This is a genomic window from Mycobacterium sp., from assembly GCF_049683355.1.
Lineage (GTDB): Bacteria > Actinomycetota > Actinomycetes > Mycobacteriales > Mycobacteriaceae > Mycobacterium.
Genome location: NZ_JBAUJB010000094.1, coordinates 1 through 14,634, shown reverse-complemented (window position 1 = coordinate 14,634; position 14,634 = coordinate 1). Strand labels below are relative to the sequence as shown.

Genomic DNA, 14,634 nt, shown 5'->3' with positions numbered 1-14,634 from the left:
CCGCAGCACCTCCGCGGAGTAGCGGGCAGCAAGCGCGGCGGGCGCCCCGTCGGGTGCGCCGGTCCATGCCGGCAGTGCGGCCAGCACCGCGACCACCCGGCCGGGATTCGACAGCGCCCACGCCGCTGCGACGGCGGCGCCGATCGACACCCCACCGACCGCGATCGGCAGCCGGCCGGCCGCCCGCGCCGCACTGTCGAGTTCCTCGAGGTACCCGTCAACCAGCCGGTGCGGCTGCGGCGACGGGGTCACGACGGACGCGCCGGCCTCGTGCAGCGAGGGCGAAAAGGCCCGGTAGACGAAGTCGTCGTCGGATCCTGTGCCCGGGAGCAGAACGGTGGTGATACCGCGCAGATTGACCGCCATCACATGATCGTGCCCGGTGCCGAGCTCCCCGGCGTGGCGGGCCGGGCCCACGTGGCAAATCGGAACCAAGAGGTCTACCGTGGCGTTTGATTGGGTTTATCACAATCGATTGACAAGGTCAGGAGAAGCCATGGCCACGGCCGAGGGGTACCTGCGGCGGCTCACCCGTCGGTTGACCGAGGACCCCGAACAGCTCGACGTTCAGGAGCTCAGCGACGAAGCCGCGAGCACCGGCGCGCAGAAGGCGATCGACTGTCACCGCGGCCAAGAGGTGACCATGGTCGGCACGCTGCGCAGTGTCGAATGCAATGGCAAGAGCTGCGCGGGCGGCGTCAAGGCCGAGCTGTTCGACGGCACCGACTCGGTGATGCTGGTGTGGCTCGGGCAGCGTCGCATCCCCGGCATCGAGTCCGGCCGCACCCTGAAGGTGCACGGCCGGGTCGGCAAACTGGACAACGGGTCCAAGGCGATCTACAACCCCCACTACGAGATCCAGAAGTGAGTGCCCCCGGTACCGAACCGGGCGAGGCCTCAACACCGCGGGGAGCGGCCGTCCTCGCACAGATGGGTGGCATCAGCGGGCTGATCTATTCGTCGCTGCCGGTCGTGGTGTTCGTCCCGGTGTCCTCGGCTTTCGGGCTGATGCCCGCCATCGGAGCCGCCCTGGGGGTCGCGACGCTGATCCTCGGGTGGCGGCTGTTCCGCCGGGACTCGGTGCAACCCGCGATCTCGGGTTTCTTCGCGGTCGGCGTCAGCGCCCTGATCGCCTACCTCGTCGGGGCCTCCAAGGGGTATTTCCTGCTCGGCATCTGGATGTCGCTGTTCTGGGCCGTCGTATTCACCACGTCCGTCGTCATCCGCAGGCCTCTGGTCGGCTACATCTGGGGGTGGGTCAACACCCACGACCGGCGGTGGCGCGACGTACCCCGAGCGGTACGCGCCTTCGACGCCGCGACGCTGGTGTGGGTGGTGGTGTTCACCTCACGGTTCGTGGTGCAGAACCATCTCTACGATGCCGACCAGACGGGCTGGCTGGGGGTGGCCCGGATCTCGATGGGCTGGCCGCTGACGGCCGTGGCGGCGCTGGTGACCTACCTGGCGATCAGGGCAGCCCAGCGCGCGCTGCACGAGCACGACACCACCGACGACCTCGACACGGAGTCTGAACCCAACACGGCGTCCGAACCCGACGACTCGGTGCAGAAGCCGCGCTGAAGCTCACCGCAGCCGCGGGTGCAGGAGCAGTTCGCGCAGTTCGTCCTCCACTTCGGCGACCGCGACGAACAGCAGTTCGTCGCCGCCCTCGAGCGGTTCGTCGCCTTCGGGGACGATGACGCGCGGACCCCGCAGGATCGTCACCAGTGCCACATCCCGGGGTAGGTCGAGACGCTTCACCGGCTTGCCGCCCCAGGGGGTGTCATCGGGCAGCGTGATCTCGACCAGATTGGCCTGACCCTTGCTGAACTCCATCAACCGGACCAGATCACCGACCGACACCGCTTCCTCGACCAGCGAGGCCAGCATCCGCGGGGTGGACACCGCGACGTCGACGCCCCACGCCTCGTCGAAGAGCCATTCGTTTCGGGGGTCGTTGACCCGGGCGACCACCCGGGCAACCGCGAACTCGGTCTTCGACAACAGGCTGACGACGACGTTGGCCTTGTCATCACCGGTGGCGGCGATCACCACGTCGAATTCCTCGAGCTTGACCGATTCCAGCAGGCTGAGCTCACAGGCATCACCGAGGCGCCAGTGCGCCGCCGGGATGGCGTCGACGTCGATGTGATCTGGGTTGCGCTCGAGGAGCGTGACCTCGTGGGATTCGACGAGTTCACGCGCGATGGAGCGCCCGACAGCGCCCGCTCCGGCGATCGCGACCTTCATGCGCTGCCCGAATCCTCGCTCGGGGGCAGGGCCGCGATGGCCAGCGCCTCGGCGATGTGCCCGGAGACGGCGGCCAGGTACACCTGGTCGCCGGCCTGGATGACGGTCTTGGCCTCGGGCAGCAACCCGGCGCCGAAGCGGATCATGAACGACACCCGACCGGCGGTGGCGGCTTCCAGTTCGGTGACCCGGTGTCCCATCCAGTCCTCGTGCAATGCCAGCTCGGTGACCCCGACGTTGCCGGTCGGGTCCCGCCACTTGGTGGTCTCCGTCTCGCGGGTCAGGACGTTGAGCAGCCGGTCGGTGGTCCACGGCACGGTGGCGACGGTGGGGATGCCGAGCCGTTCGTAGACCGCCGCGCGCTTGGCGTCGTAGATGCGGGCCACGACGCGGGCGACACCGAACGTCTCACGCGCCACCCGTGCGGAGATGATGTTCGAGTTGTCTCCCGACGACACCGCCGCGAAGGCGGCGGCGTCCTCGATACCTGCGCGCAGCAGCACATCACGGTCGAACCCCATGCCGAGCACCCGCTGCCCGGCGAAGTCGGGGGAGAGCCGGTGGAAAGCCGTGCCGTCCCGGTCGATCACGGCGACGTCGTGGCCGATACGGGCCAGGCTGCCCGCAAGGGACGCGCCCACCCGGCCACATCCCATGACCACTACACGCACCTGACGGTCCCTTCCGGCCGGAGCCAGCTGTGGCTCACCCAAACTGCTGTTGCAGACCTGCGCACTCCGAACGCTACCGCGATCGTCGTGTGGGCCTACTCTTGGCTCTCGTGTCCAAGCTTTCTACCGCCGCACGGCGGCTGGTGCTGGGCCGGCCCTTCCGCAGCGACAACCTGTCGCACACCCTGCTGCCCAAGCGGATAGCACTGCCGGTCTTCGCCTCCGATGCGTTGTCCTCTGTGGCATACGCACCCGAGGAGATCTTCCTGGTGCTGTCGGTGGCGGGGCTGGCCGCCTACTCGATGGCGCCCTGGATCGGCCTTGCGGTGGCGGCGGTGATGTTCATCGTGATCGCCAGCTACCGGCAGAACGTGCACGCCTACCCGTCGGGTGGTGGTGACTACGAGGTCGCCAACACCAACCTCGGGCCCACCGCCGGACTCACCGTGGCCAGCGCGTTGCTGGTGGATTACGTACTGACCGTCGCGGTGTCGATGTCCTCGGCGATGTCGAACATCGGCTCGGCGGTGCCGTTCGTCAACGAGCACAAGGTGTGGTTCGCGGTCGCGGCGATCCTGCTGCTGGCCTCGCTGAACCTGCGCGGTGTGCGGGAGTCGGGGACCGCCTTCGCGATTCCCACCTACGCGTTCATGATCGGCATGTACACGATGCTGGTCTGGGGGTTCTTCCAGGTCTATGCACTCGACGAGCCGTTGCGTGCGGAATCTGCCGAGTTCGAGTTGACCTCCGAGCACGGCGACATTCTCGGCTTCGCGCTGGTGTTCCTGGTCGCGAGGGCGTTCTCGTCGGGCAGTGCCGCTCTGACCGGCGTCGAAGCGATCAGCAACGGCGTTCCGGCGTTCCGCAAGCCGAAGTCGCGCAACGCCGCGACCACCCTGCTGGGTTTGGGCATCATCGCGATCACGATGTTCATGGGCGTCATCATGCTGGCCAAGGCGACCGGCGTGCAGATCGCGGAACGGCCCGGCGAACAGCTTGTCGGCGCGCCGGAAGACTACGAGCAGAAGACGCTGGTGGTGCAGCTGGCCGACGCGGTGTTCCACAGCTCCCCGGTCGGGCTGTTCCTGATCGCCGGTGTCACGGCATTGATCCTGGTGCTGGCGGCCAACACCGCGTTCAACGGATTCCCGGTGCTCGGCTCGATTCTCGCGCAGGACCGGTTCCTGCCCCGCCAGCTGCACACCCGGGGCGACCGGCTGGCGTTCTCCAACGGCATCCTGTTTCTGGCCTTCGCCGCCATCGCCTTCGTCGTGGCTTTCCAGGCTCAGGTCACTGCGCTGATCCAGCTGTACATCGTCGGGGTGTTCGTGTCGTTCACGTTGAGCCAGATGGGCATGATGCGGCACTGGACCCGGTTGCTGCGCACCGAGACCGACGCTGATGTCCGTGGCCGGATGAAGCGCTCCCGCGCCATCAACACCGTGGGCTTCCTGTGCACCGGTACCGTGCTGATCATCGTCGTCGCCACCAAGTTCCTGGCGGGCGCCTGGATCGCGATCCTGGCGATGGGTTCGCTGTTCGCCATCATGAAACTCATCCACAAGCACTACGCGTCGGTGAGTCGCGAGCTCGAACTGCGCGCCGCCGAGGCCGAGGACATCGTGCTGCCCAGCCGCAACCACGCGATCGTCCTGGTGTCCAACGTGCATCTGCCGACGCTGCGCGCGCTGGCCTACGCCCGCGCCACCCGCCCCGACCTGCTGGAGGCCATCACCGTCAGCGTCGACGACGCCGAGACACGCGCGCTGGTGCACAAGTGGGAGCACAGCGACATCAGCGTGCCGCTGAAGGTGATCGCGTCCCCGTACCGGGAGATCACCCGCCCGGTGCTCGAATACGTCAAGCGGGTCAGCAAAGACTCGCCGCGCACCGTGGTCACCGTCTTCATCCCCGAGTACGTGGTCGGTCACTGGTGGGAACAGTTGCTGCACAACCAGAGTGCGTTGCGACTGAAGGGCAGATTGCTGTTCGAGCCCAACGTCATGGTGACCTCGGTCCCGTGGCAGCTGACGTCGTCGGAGCGGTTGAAGAAGCTGGAACCGCAGTCGGCCCCAGGCGATGCGCGCAAGGGGTTCCTGGATTGAGCATCGATTCCGCCCACGATGAACTCACGCTGACCACCGGGGCTGCGGCCAACGGCGGCAGCTGCGTGGCGCGCCACGACGGCAGGGTGGTGTTCGTGCGGTACGCGCTGCCGTCGGAGAAGGTCAGGGTCCGGGTGACGGGCGGCGCCGGCGCCCGCGGGTCCTACTGGAACGCCGACGTCGTCGAGGTGCTCGAGCCGTCGGCCGACCGGATCGAGTCGCTGTGTCCGATCGCCGGGGTGCACGCCGCGGGATGCTGCGACCTCGCGTTCGCGGACCCGGCCGCCGCGCGCCGGCTCAAGGGTGCGGTGGTGGCCAATCAGCTTGCGCGCCTTGGCGGATACCACTGGCGCGACGAAGACGTTGCCGCTGCGGCGCCGGTGGGTGAGCTCGGTGCCACGGGATGGCGGACCCGGGTGCGGCTGGACACCTCGGCGGACGGCCGGGCCGGCTTTCACCGCTATCACAGCGCCGAACTGGTGCACCGGCTCGACTGCGCGCAGCTGCCGCCGGGCATGCTCGCCGGGATCGCCGAGACCCGGTGGCCCGCGGGGTCGGAGATCCATGTCGCGGTTGACGACGAGGCCGCCCGCCACGTGGTGGTGTCCGGCTCTCGGGGTGCGCGCAAGACCACGACGGTGGCTGAGGGTGGCTACGAGGCGGTGCAGCGGGTCGGTGGGCGCAGCTGGCGGGTGCCGGTGACGGCGTTCTGGCAGGCGCACCGCGACGCGCCGAAGCTGTACAGCTCGCTGGTCGCCGACTGGGCCGCGATGGAGCCTGGGATGACGGCGTGGGACCTCTACGGTGGCGCAGGCGTTTTCGCGGCGGCGCTGGCCGACAGGGTCGGGGATACCGGCCGGGTGCTCACCGTCGACACGTCGCGGGGTGCCTCCCGCGCGGCGCGTGCCGCACTCGCCGACCTGAGCTGGGTGGAGGTCCTCACCGATTCCGTGCGCCGGGCACTGACCGGGCAACGCAGCCGCGCCGACGTCGCGGTGCTGGACCCGCCGCGCGCCGGGGCGGGGCGCGACGTCATCGATCTGCTGGCAGCGGCCGAGGTGCCGCGTATCGTCCATATCGGTTGTGAAGCAGCCTCTTTCGCGCGGGACATCGGGCTCTACCGGGGGCACGGGTACGCCGTGGAGAAGCTGGAGGTGTTCGACTCGTTCCCGCTCACCCACCACGTCGAGTGCATCGCGGTGCTCACCCGCTGAGTGGCCGTGCCGACGGCGCGAAGGCCGGGAACCCGGCTCGGCAAGTACCCGGGCGGTCGATGACTTACATTGATCGTAATAGGTGTGCCGGGAAGTCTGGTCGGCGCGTTTTTGTCGAGCCTTGAGCACAGAGGGGTCCCCACCATGCCTGCCGACCGTGTCCCGCCAGTGAACAAACCGGCGCTTTTTGCGCGTGGTTCCTGGTCGGAGACCAGTCGCGTCACCACCATCCTGCGCAAGGAGACCGTCGGTGGGGTCATCCTGCTGGTGGCCGCCGGCGCGGCGCTCATCTGGGCGAACACCCCGTGGGCGGAGAGCTACTTCGCGCTGCGGGACCTCGAGATCGGCGGTGAGCCGTTCGGCCTGCACCTGAACCTCACCGTCGGTGCGTGGGCGGCGGACGGGTTGTTGGCGATCTTCTTCCTCGTGGTCGGGCTGGAACTCAAACGCGAGTTCGTCGCCGGCGACCTGCGCGATCCCAGTCGCGCCGCGCTGCCGATCGCCGCGGCAGTCGGCGGCATGGTGGTGCCCGCCCTGATCTTCGTCCTGGTCAACCTCAACACCGGAGACGGCGCGTTGCGGGGCTGGGCGATACCGACCGCGACCGACATCGCGTTCGCGGTGGCCGTGCTGGCGGTCATCTCGACGCACCTGCCCTCGGCGTTGCGCACGTTCCTGCTGACCCTCGCCGTCGTCGACGACCTGCTGGCGATCACCGTTATCGCCGTGTTCTACACCGTGGACATCAACGCGGTCGCCCTCGCGCTGGCACTGGTGCCGCTGGCGCTGTTCACGGTGTGCGTGCAGCGCGGGGTGCAGGCGTGGTGGGTGCTGATCCCGCTCGCGCTCCTCACCTGGGTACTGGTGCACGAGTCCGGCGTGCACGCCACGGTGGCAGGCGTGCTGCTCGGCTTCGCGGTGCCGGTTCGGCGGTCGGCGCGGCGGCGCGGCGTCGAGGTCGACTCGGGGATGGCCGAGTACTTCGAGCACCGCATCCGTCCGGTCTCGGCGGGGATCGCGATCCCGGTGTTCGCGTTCTTCGCAGCCGGCGTGAGCATCGGCGGCCTGAGCGGGCTCTCCGATGCACTCAGTGACCCGATCGCGCTCGGCATCGTGCTGGGTCTGGTGATCGGAAAGCCCGTCGGCATCCTGGGAGTCACCCGGGTGATGGCCTCGGTGACCCGCGCGACGCTGGACGCCTCGTTGCGCTGGGTGGATGTGCTCGGCATGTCGATGCTCGCCGGCATCGGGTTCACCGTGTCGCTGCTGATCGGCGATCTGGCATACGGACTGGGGTCCGATCGTGACGAATTGGTGAAGGTCGGCGTGTTGTGTGGGTCACTGCTGGCAGCGATGCTCGCTGCCGTCGTGCTCCTCACCAGGAACCGCGCCTACCGGCGCATTCACGTCCAGGAAACCGCTGACGCCGATCAGGACGGAGTGCCCGACATCTACCAATCTCGGCAGGACTGATGGTGCCGGCCGTGCGTAGACTGGCCGAATGCTTGAACAGATCCGCGGTCCCGCTGATCTGCAGCACCTGACGCAGGCGCAGCTGGACGAACTGGCCCGAGAGATCCGCGACTTCCTGATCCACAAGGTCGCGGCCACCGGCGGGCACCTGGGACCGAACCTCGGCGTCGTGGAGTTGACGTTGGCGCTGCACCGCGTCTTCGATTCCCCTCACGACCCGATCCTGTTCGACACCGGCCATCAGGCCTATGTGCACAAGATGCTCACGGGCCGCGCCCGGGACTTCGACACGCTGCGCAAGAAGGACGGCCTGTCGGGTTACCCGTCGCGGACCGAGAGCGAGCACGATTGGGTCGAGTCCAGCCACGCCAGTTCCTCGCTGTCCTACGCCGACGGCTTGGCCAAGGCCTTCGAGTTGAACGGGCACCGGAACCGCCACGTCGTCGCTGTGGTCGGTGACGGGGCGCTGACCGGCGGCATGTGCTGGGAGGCGCTCAACAACATCGCGGCTTCGGGCCGGCCGGTGGTCATCGTCGTCAACGACAACGGCCGCAGCTACGCGCCCACCATCGGCGGCTTCGCCGAGCACCTCGCCGGTCTTCGGTTGCAGCCCGGCTATGAGCGGGCGCTCGAAGAGGGACGCAAGGCGGTGCGCGGTCTGCCGATGATCGGCGAGTTCTGCTACCAGTGCATGCACAGCATCAAGGCGGGCATCAAGGACGCGTTGTCTCCCCAGGTGATGTTCACCGATCTGGGCCTCAAGTACGTCGGCCCGATCGACGGTCACGACGAGCACGCGGTGGAGAGCGCGCTGCGCCATGCCCGCGGTTTCAACGCCCCGGTTGTCGTGCACGTCGTCACCCGCAAGGGCATGGGTTACCCGCCGGCCGAGAACGACGAAGACGATCAGATGCACTCGTGCGGTGTCATCGACCCGGAGACCGGTCTGGCCACGACGGTTCCCGGCCCCGGCTGGACCTCCACGTTCGCCGAGGCGCTGATCCGGTTGGCGACCAAGCGCCGCGACGTCGTGGCGATCACCGCCGCCATGCCCGGGCCCACCGGGCTCAGTGCGTTCCGGGACCGGTTCCCGGACCGGTTCTTCGACGTCGGCATCGCCGAGCAGCACGCGGTGACGTCGGCCGCCGGGTTGGCGATGGGTGGCATGCATCCGGTGGTCGCGATCTACTCGACGTTTCTCAACCGGGCGTTCGACCAGATCATGATGGACGTCGCGCTGCACAAGCTGCCGGTGACGATGGTGCTGGACCGTTCCGGGGTCACCGGCCCCGATGGTGCCAGCCACAACGGCATGTGGGATCTGTCGATCCTGGGCATCGTGCCGGGGATGCGGGTCGCAGCGCCCCGCGACGGTGCCCGGTTGCGCGAGGAACTCGCCGAGGCGCTCGACATCGACGATGGTCCCACCGCGATTCGCTTCCCGAAAGGCGATGTGGGCGGAGATGTTCCGGCGGTCGAACGACGTGGCGGAGTCGACGTGCTGGCGGTCCCGGCCGACGGTCTGTCCGATGACGTGCTCCTCGTGGCCGTCGGGCCGTTCGCGAAGATGGCACTCGGGATCGCCGAACTGCTGCGAAACCAAGGCATCGGCGTGACCGTCGCCGATCCGCGGTGGGTGCTGCCGGTGCCCGCCGAGATCGCCGCGCTGGCGGCCGACCACAAGCTGGTGGTCACCCTCGAGGACAACGGTGTGCACGGCGGGGTCGGCTCGGCCGTGTCGGGTGCGATGCGGCGAGCCGAGGTGGATGTTCCGTGCCGCGACGCCGCACTGCCCCAGCAGTTCTTCGACCATGCCTCCCGCGGAGAGGTGCTCGCGGCCGTCGGCCTGACCGAACGCAACATCGCCCGCCAGATCACCGGGTGGGTGGCTGCGTTCGGCACCTCGGTCAGTGAGCGGGAGATCAGCCAGCAGCTCGACTGACGGGGGTCCTACCTGCACGTGCTGGCCTGGCTGCCGGACTTCACGCCGCTGCTGGCGTCGCAGTTGCGGTGACCGGCGCGTCCGAGGGGAGTTGCCATGGCCGAACCGATCGACGAGCACTTCACCGCGACTGTCTCGTCGTCGAGGGCACCGTCCGTTGCCGAAATCGCTGTGTTGCGAGGGATCTCAGCGCAGGATTGCCTCGACATCTTCGATGCGCAGCTCGGTAGCCGGCACCTGGACCTCGCCGCGCGTTGGCTTCGGTCGCACAACAAGGGCTTCTACACCATCGGATCGGCCGGACACGAGAGCAACGCCGCCGTCGCCGCTGCCCTGCGGGTCACCGATCCGGCGTTGCTGCACTACCGCTCCGGAGGTTTCTTCCTGGCCCGAGCGCGGCAGGGCAGCGGTGGCGACGCGCTGCGCGATGTGCTTCTCGGTATGGTCGCCGCCACGGAGGAACCGATCTCCGGGGGCCGGCACAAGGTCTTCGGCAGGCACGACCTCAACGTCATCCCGCAGACATCGACCATCGCGTCGCACCTGCCCCGGGCCGTCGGCGTCGCGTTCTCGATCGCCCGCGCTCGCAAGATGGGCGTGGAATGCCCCTGGCCGGCTGACGCGTTGGCGGTGTGCAGCTTCGGAGACGCGTCGGCCAACCATTCCACGGCGGTCGGGGCGATCAACACGGCGCTGCACAGCTCCTACCAGGGTATGCCGATGCCGCTGCTGCTGTTGTGCGAGGACAACGGCATCGGGATCAGTGTCAAGTCACCCCAGGGGTGGATCGCGCGCACCTACGGCGACCGTGCCGGCCTGCGTTACTTCGCCGCCGACGGCACGGACCTGCCCTCGGTGCTGACAACCGCGGCCGAGGCAGCCGAATATGTTCGGGCACAACGCCGTCCGGCGTTTCTGCATCTGCGCACCGTGCGTCTGATGGGGCACGCGGGTTCGGATTTCGAGCGCGGCTATCGCAAACCCGACGAGATCACCGCCGACTACGAACGCGACCCGGTGCTGTGCACCGCACGTCTTCTCGTCGGCGCGGGCGTGCTGACCCCGTCGGAGATCCTCGAGCGCTACGAGGCCAAGCGTGCCGAAGTTCTCGCGCTGGCAGGCGAGGTCACCGAGCTCGCCCAACTCGACAACGCCCATGCGGTGATGTCTCCGCTGCGCCGTACTCTCGACGAGGCCACCGCGGCGACCCAGACGGCGCCCGGTCCGGGCGCCACCGCCGACGGCACGGCGCTGACCGTCGCCCAGGCCATCAACCGTGGCCTGCTCGACGTGTTGACGAACCATCCCGAGGCACTGGTGTTCGGCGAGGATGTCGGACGCAAGGGCGGCGTGTACGGTGTCACCCGCGGCCTGCAGGCCAGGGTCGGGACTGCTCGGGTGTTCGACACTCTGCTCGACGAGCAGGCGATCCTGGGGCTGGCGCTGGGCGCCGGGGTGTCCGGGCTGCTGCCGATTCCCGAGATCCAGTATCTGGCCTATCTGCACAATGCCGCCGACCAGATCCGCGGCGAGGGAGCCACGCTTCAGTTCTTCTCCGATCGGCAGTACCGCAACCCGATGGTGGTGCGCATCGCGGGCTACGGATACCAGAAGGGCTTCGGCGGGCACTTCCACAACGACAACTCGATCACCGCCATCCGGGATCTGCCCGGCGTGGTCATCGCCTCACCGGCGCGCCCCGACGATGCCGCCGCGATGATGCGGTCTTGCGTCACCGCCGTGCAGTCCTCGGGAATCGTGTGCCTGTTCATCGAGCCCATCGCGCTGTATCACACCCGCGATCTCTACGACGACGGCGACGACCTCTGGCTGGCACCGGATTCCGGCGCCACGGTCCCGCTCGGTCGGGCCCGGACCCACGGTGACGGCCGGGATCTGACGATCCTGACCTTCGGCAACGGGCTGCGGATGAGCCTGCGGGTGGCACGCCGCCTTCTCGCCGCCGACATCAGTACACGCGTGGTCGACCTGCGCTGGCTGGCCCCTCTCCCGGTGCAGGACATCCTCGGCGAAGCCGACGCGACTGGGCGGGTACTCGTCGTGGACGAGACCCGCGAGAGCGGTGGTGTGGGCGAAGGGATCGTGACCACACTGGTCGACCACGGGTACCGCGGTGCGCTGGCTCGGGTCGCCGGCTACGACAGCTTCATCCCACTCGGCGATGCCGCACTCGAGGTGTTGTTGTCGGAGGAGACCATCGAGACCGCGGCCATCAAGCTGGTGCAGACAGCGCCTCGGTGAGCACCGGCACCGTCAGTTCACGTTGCCACTGTCGGGCGTTGGCGTCCCGCAGGAACACATCGACGGCGCCCGCGGTGTCGTCGGCGCCTTCCCAGTCCCAGCACAGTCGCCGCACGGTATCGGGAGACAGCAGGTTCTCCGCGGGAACGGAAATCCGTTGTGCCAGTTCGTTCAGGCCAGATCTCGCCGCCTCCAGCCGGGCGGCCGCCTCCGGCTTGCGCCGCGCCCACCGGGATGCCGGCGGCGGGCCGTTGGATGCTTCGGAGGTGCTGGGCAGGTCGGTGGTGACGCGGGCGCGGGCCAGCGCCTCCAGCCACATCTGGGCACTGCGCCGCTGTTTCGGCCCGCCGAACACCGGCAGGGCCGTCAGTTTCTCGACACTGTCCGGATTCACCGTCGCGGCGTTGATGATCGCGCTGTCGGGCAGGATGCGCCCCGGAGCGATGTCGCGGCGCCGGGCGATCTGGTCCCTGGCGGTCCAGAGCTCCCGCACCGCGGCCAGGGTGCGGGCGTCGCGGACCTTGTGGATCCCCGACGTGCGCCGCCACCGGTCGCGCCGGGTGGGGGTGGCTTCGAAGGTCCGCAGGAACTCGAATTCCTGTCCGGCCCAATCAGATTTTCCCTGCTCGGAGAGCACCGCCGCGATCGCGTCCCGCAACTCGACGAGGACCTCGACGTCCAGCGCCGCGTAGTTGAGCCAGTCGGCGGGCAGCGGCCGTTTCGACCAGTCCGCAGCACCGTGCCCCTTGGTCAGCTGCAGGCCGAGTAGCCGCTGCACCATCGCAGCGAGGTTCACTCGGTCGTAGTTGGCGAGCCGCCCGGCGAGCTCGGTGTCGAACAGTGTGGTCGGACGCATCCCGATCTCGGCCAGGCACGGCAGGTCCTGATCGGCGGCGTGCAGAATCCACTCGTCGGTGGCCAGCACCTCGGCCACCGGCGCCATGACCGCGACAGGGTCCCCGCCGTGCATGACCGGGTCGATCAGGACGGTGCCCGACCCGGCCCGGCGGATCTGCACCAGATAGGCGCGGTTGGAGTAGCGGAAACCCGACGCGCGCTCGGCGTCCACGGCAAACGGTCCGGTGCCGGCAGCCAAAGCGCTGGCTGCCCTGGCGATCTCGTCGCGGCTGACAGAGACCTCAGGGACGCCGTCCCGCGGTGCCAGCAGCGGCGTGGCGTCGGGCTCGGCCTGTTCGGCGTCGCCGGACACTTCTGATGCGCGGGGCTCCACGGGGGAACCGACAGTCTCGGGTTCGGACATGTGCTCAGGCGCGGGTGCGGGAGCCCAGGTCGGTCACCCCGTCGGGCGGCAGACCGGCGGCATGCTCGAGGACCTCGCAGAAGGCTTCCACGTGGGGACCGAGTTCCAGCGTCGTCGCGGTCCACGAGGCGCGCAGCTCGAGCTGATGGGCGCGGGGCGGGCCGGAGATGTCTCCGTAACGCACCGAGGTGGTGGCGGTGACGGTGCCGCCCAGCGCCGTGACGTGCTCGGCCCGCTCTCCGAGTGCGTCGACCAGCCAGCTCCAGGCGACTTCCGGCAGCAACGGGTCGACGGCTTCGCTGGAGTCCAGATCGGCCTGGATGTAGGCGACCAGGCGCATGGTGCCGTCCCACGCCTCCGCACCCTCGGGGTCGTGCAGCAGAATCAGCCGGCCGAAGGCGTCGCCCTCGGAGCGTTCCGGGATGATCGCGGTCTCGGCGTGCCTGACCTCGGCGCCCAGCGCGTAGCTGAACGGCGCCAGCCGCTGAGGCGGCCGGATCGGGCCCAGCTCGATCTCCGGTCGCACGGTGGTGGCATTCATCGCCGCCACCGCTTCACGGAACTGAGCCGGTTCGGCGGTGGTCACGGCGTCTGACGGTAGTCCATTTGTCCAGCTCTTGGTGCAGGCGCGCCGATCAGGAACCGGACGGCCCATGGCAGCATGGGTGTCGATGAACACGCGCCGCGAGCTGCCTGAATCGCCCTACCTGGCCGCCGTCGCCGGCCGCAAGCCCCACCGGGTGCCGGTGTGGATGATGCGGCAGGCGGGGCGGTCACTGCCGGAGTACCGCGCGCTTCGCGCCGAGAACACGATGATGCTGGCCTGTTTCGACGCCGACCTGATCACCGAGATCACGGTGCAGCCGGTGCGCAGGCACGGCGTCGACGCCGCGATCCTGTTCTCCGACATCGTGGTGCCGCTACGGGCCGCCGGCATCGCACTCGACATCGTTCCCGACGTCGGACCGGTGATCGAGCACCCCATCCGCACCCGTGCCGACGTCCGCACCGTCGCACCGCTGGACTCCCAGCAGGTGGCCCCGGTGGCCACTGCGATCGGCCAGCTGACCGCCGCGCTCGGCGACGTGCCGCTGATCGGCTTCGCCGGCGCCCCGTTCACGCTGGCCTCCTATCTCGTCGAAGGTGGTCCGAGCCGCAACCACGAGCGCACCAAGGCGATGATGCTGGGGGAGTCCGCGACCTGGCATGAGCTGATGACGGCGCTGACCGACGTGACCATCGCATTCCTGCGGACCCAGCTCGACGCCGGCGTGGACGCCATCCAGCTGTTCGATTCCTGGGCAGGCACGCTGTCGCTGACCGACTACCGCACCTACGTGCTGCCGCACAGCGCGCGGGTGTTCGAGTCGCTGGCCGGCCACGGCGTGCCGATGACGCACTTCGGGGTCGGTACCGCCGAGCTGCTGGGCGCGATGTCGGAGGCGGTCTCCGGGCG

The 14,634-nt window shown here is 68.8% G+C and carries 12 protein-coding genes and 1 pseudogene; 8 read left to right on the top strand and 5 right to left on the bottom strand.

Annotated elements, in window-relative coordinates; all coding sequences use genetic code 11:
• Window positions 1–366 (bottom strand): annotated as a pseudogene (locus tag WA944_RS05850) (alpha/beta hydrolase); the annotation flags it as partial.
• Window positions 367–496: 130 nt separating this feature from the next.
• Here WA944_RS05850 and WA944_RS05845 point away from each other — a divergent pair.
• The gene (locus WA944_RS05845; protein WP_159229502.1) at window positions 497–868 is read left to right on the top strand and encodes an OB-fold nucleic acid binding domain-containing protein; all 372 of its coding nucleotides are present in this window, start codon (window positions 497–499) and stop codon (window positions 866–868) included.
• A complete protein-coding gene (locus WA944_RS05840) occupies window positions 865–1,581 on the top strand; it encodes a DUF3159 domain-containing protein (protein WP_526610906.1) in 717 nt (238 codons plus the stop codon). The genes WA944_RS05845 and WA944_RS05840 overlap by 4 nt, the downstream gene beginning before the upstream one ends.
• A gap of 3 nt (window positions 1,582–1,584) precedes the next feature.
• On the opposite strand, the gene WA944_RS05835 is transcribed toward WA944_RS05840, so the two are convergent.
• Entirely contained in the window at window positions 1,585–2,250 is a 666-nt protein-coding gene (locus WA944_RS05835; RefSeq protein WP_526369508.1) for a potassium channel family protein, read from the bottom strand.
• Window positions 2,247–2,921: a potassium channel family protein gene (locus WA944_RS05830; RefSeq protein WP_526369510.1), complete on the bottom strand. Its 675-nt coding sequence runs from the start codon at window positions 2,919–2,921 to the stop codon at window positions 2,247–2,249. The genes WA944_RS05835 and WA944_RS05830 overlap by 4 nt, the downstream gene beginning before the upstream one ends.
• Before the next feature lie 110 nt (window positions 2,922–3,031).
• On the opposite strand from WA944_RS05830, the gene WA944_RS05825 reads away from it, so the two are divergent.
• The 5 genes from WA944_RS05825 to WA944_RS05805 all read left to right on the top strand — a co-directional run bounded on the left by WA944_RS05825 (window position 3,032) and on the right by WA944_RS05805 (window position 11,917).
• Window positions 3,032–5,026, top strand: coding sequence for an amino acid permease (locus WA944_RS05825; RefSeq protein WP_526610904.1), 1,995 nt, complete (start codon window positions 3,032–3,034; stop codon window positions 5,024–5,026).
• On the top strand, window positions 5,023–6,240 hold the full coding sequence (locus WA944_RS05820) for a class I SAM-dependent RNA methyltransferase (RefSeq protein WP_526610902.1): 1,218 nt from the start codon (window positions 5,023–5,025) through the stop codon (window positions 6,238–6,240). The genes WA944_RS05825 and WA944_RS05820 overlap by 4 nt, the downstream gene beginning before the upstream one ends.
• A 144-nt stretch (window positions 6,241–6,384) precedes the next feature.
• The gene (gene nhaA, locus WA944_RS05815) at window positions 6,385–7,713 is read left to right on the top strand and encodes a Na+/H+ antiporter NhaA (protein WP_526372524.1); all 1,329 of its coding nucleotides are present in this window, start codon (window positions 6,385–6,387) and stop codon (window positions 7,711–7,713) included.
• 28 nt (window positions 7,714–7,741) lie between these two features.
• A complete protein-coding gene (gene dxs / locus WA944_RS05810) occupies window positions 7,742–9,655 on the top strand; it encodes a 1-deoxy-D-xylulose-5-phosphate synthase (RefSeq protein ID WP_526372525.1) in 1,914 nt (637 codons plus the stop codon).
• A 96-nt stretch (window positions 9,656–9,751) separates the two neighbouring features.
• Window positions 9,752–11,917, top strand: a complete 2,166-nt coding sequence (locus tag WA944_RS05805) for a thiamine pyrophosphate-dependent enzyme (RefSeq protein WP_526610900.1) — start codon at window positions 9,752–9,754, stop codon at window positions 11,915–11,917.
• Here the strand turns inward: WA944_RS05805 and WA944_RS05800 are convergent.
• Together WA944_RS05800 and WA944_RS05795 are read right to left on the bottom strand one after the other, a co-directional pair.
• Window positions 11,889–13,178, bottom strand: a complete 1,290-nt coding sequence (locus WA944_RS05800) for an HRDC domain-containing protein (RefSeq protein ID WP_526610898.1) — start codon at window positions 13,176–13,178, stop codon at window positions 11,889–11,891. The genes WA944_RS05805 and WA944_RS05800 overlap by 29 nt on opposite strands.
• A gap of 4 nt (window positions 13,179–13,182) precedes the next feature.
• On the bottom strand, window positions 13,183–13,719 hold the full coding sequence (locus tag WA944_RS05795) for a DUF3000 domain-containing protein (RefSeq protein ID WP_237166751.1): 537 nt from the start codon (window positions 13,717–13,719) through the stop codon (window positions 13,183–13,185).
• Window positions 13,720–13,849: 130 nt separating this feature from the next.
• On the opposite strand from WA944_RS05795, the gene hemE reads away from it, so the two are divergent.
• Window positions 13,850–14,634 (top strand): uroporphyrinogen decarboxylase (gene hemE, locus WA944_RS05790; protein ID WP_526646536.1); only part of this gene is annotated, 785 nt, incomplete at its 3' end.